The 1,885-nt window shown below is 68.4% G+C and carries 1 protein-coding gene; it reads left to right on the forward strand.

The genetic code is table 11. The features are described 5' to 3' along the window. Positions 1-44 precede the first annotated feature (44 nt). Positions 45-1,885, forward strand: a 1,841-nt coding sequence (locus tag ABUA09_RS18195; RefSeq protein ID WP_349949623.1) for a transglutaminase-like domain-containing protein, incomplete at its 3' end; no start/stop codon positions are given.

The raw sequence follows: 1,885 nt of genomic DNA on the forward strand, positions 1-1,885 counted from the left end.
GGCATGCACAGGCTCCACCTGGAGCCCGGAAGGGAGGGAATGCCATGAGCAGACACAGGCGGCGCACAGACGCGCCGCGTGCTCCGGGCCCCATTTTCCTGCTGGGCGACGGCCTTCTCCTGTACCTGGGCCTGGCCGGTACGGTGCTCTCCTGGACCACGGCCTATGGCCTGGGCGGACAGTGGGGCATACTCCTGGCCGGATGTCTGCTGTTGGTGCTCCTCTCCCTGGCGGTCTGGTCTGTGCCCCGGCACAGCGTGCTGCCGCCGCTGGTCCTGGGCGTCTGCTGGCTGCTGGCGGTGTGGCGGCTGTGGGATGATCTCCGGTTGGGATGGTGCACAGCGGCCACACAGGCGGTGGAATCGGTGGGCGGAAGAGTATGGCTTCTGGACCGCATCCTGGCTGTGGGCGCGGAGACAGCGGGCGGGATATCCGGAGGGCCGGAAGCGGAGCGGGCCGTCACCCTGTGGCTGCTCTGCGCCGCGGCCCTTTGGGCGCTGCTGCTGGGCTGGGCAGTGGTGCGGCGGAGACGCTGCTGGCCGGTGGGGCTGCTCACGCTCCCTCTTTTGATACCCGCCTTTGCCGCCAACCGCCTGCCGGATTGGCCCCCCTTTCTGGCCCTGCTCACCTGCTGCTGTACCATGTTCCTCTCCGAGCTGTACGCCCACAGCGACCCGAAGGGCGGTGCCCGATTCACCCTGCTGGCGCTGCCCGCCTCGGCGCTCCTGCTGGGGCTGCTCACGGCGACGCTGCCTATGGAGCAGTATACCTATCCCCAGCGGACCATGGAGGCCCGGTACCGGCTGTTGGAGGCGCTCCGGCTGCCGGGTATGCCGAACCTGTTTTCTGGCGGCTACTCCTCCGCAGGTTCGGAGGCCGAGGTGGACCTAGCCGGCGCCGGGCCGCTGTCCTTTTCCGGACGCACAGTGCTGCGGGTGGAGACCGATGTGGCGGGGCGCGTCTATCTGCGGGGCCACTCCGCGGGTGTCTACACCGGCACGGCCTGGGAGAGTCTGGATGAGAGCCTTTACGAGGCGATGGGCGAACTGCCGGGCGGCTACGAGCCTCTCAATTTCCCGGCCCTGGCCAACTCGGACCAGCCCTATCACGCGGTGACGGTGGAGAGCGCCGGTGCTTCCGGAGGGTGTCTCTATTTTCCCTACAGCCTGCTCACCCGGCCGGGGGAGATCTCGGGGGGCGCCTTTGTCGGCGACTCCTACGTCGCCAAGGAGCTGGGCACCTGGCGGCATACGCTCTACTACAGGCCGGAGGCCGGGCCCCGCGCCGATATGCCGGGCCTGCGGGGCGAAGCGGCCCGGGCCGAGCGGGTCTACCGGGAATTCGTGCATGAAAACTATTTGACCCTCCCGGAGGGCTTTCAGGAGACCGCCTTCGCCTGGATCGAGGAGGCGATCCAGGCGGCGGGGCCCCTCATGGTCCGGGAGCCGCGCCGGGACTTCGGGGCCGCCTATGAGGGCAATATCTACACCGCTGAGGTCATATCCCTGCTGCTGGCCGCTGTCACCCGGTACGATCCGGCCACCCCTCTTACGCCGGAGGGTGAGGACTTTGTGACCTATTTCCTCAACGGGAGCCGCCGGGGCTACTGCATGCACTATGCCAGTGCCGCCGTGCTCCTGCTGCGGACCGTGGGCATTCCGGCCCGGTATGTCAGCGGCTTTGCGGCGGTGGTGCCCCCCTCCGGGCGGGTGGATGTACCGGATTCCTCTGCACACGCTTGGGCGGAGATCTATCTGGACGGCTATGGCTGGTATCCGGTGGAGGTGACCCCAGGCTATGGCGGCGGAGGGGGGACAACGGCGTCGGAGACCCCATCCCCCTCCCAGATCCCTGCACCGGAAACCACCCCCACACCCACCAGGGC

Source organism: Intestinimonas sp. RTP31139st1_F5_RTP31139_211217, assembly GCF_040226735.1.
GTDB classification, from domain to species: Bacteria; Bacillota; Clostridia; order Oscillospirales; family Oscillospiraceae; genus Intestinimonas; species Intestinimonas butyriciproducens.